Source organism: Streptomyces sp. SID13726 (genome assembly GCF_010548375.1).
Classification (GTDB): domain Bacteria; phylum Actinomycetota; class Actinomycetes; order Streptomycetales; family Streptomycetaceae; genus Streptomyces.
Window position 1 is genome coordinate 1 of sequence record NZ_JAAGLY010000715.1, and the last position, 403, is coordinate 403.

Sequence of the window (403 nt, forward strand, 5' to 3'; positions counted from 1 at the left end):
TTCACGACCGCGACCGCGCGCCACAGGCTCGTGTCCCCGTACTCGGCGTACGCGATGCCGGCGAGCGTGTCGCCGTGGACCACGACGTGCTCGCGGCGCGGCACGATCCCGCCCGAGGTCGGGTTCTGCCGCGGCGCCTCGCCCGCGATCTCCTCGAGCGTCACCGTGCACACCGCCCGGATCGGCAGCCCGCCCGCCGTGAAGAGCGTGTACCGCACCTGGACCGCGCTGATGTAGGCGAGGAACGCCGTGAGGCTGCCCCACCGGAACAGCACCCACGGCGGCGAGTCCTTCTTCTGGTCGTGCGACGCCTGCGTCGGCACGCAGCTCGCGAAGAGCTTCTCCACGCTCTTCACGAGCGCGTCGTCGTGCTGCTGCGAGGCGTCGAAGAACATCTCGAGCG

General features: G+C 71.0%; 1 pseudogene. It reads right to left on the reverse strand.

Annotated features, from left to right (window positions below):
- A pseudogene (locus tag G3I78_RS49920) lies at nt 1–403 on the reverse strand (peptidase M23); the annotation flags it as partial.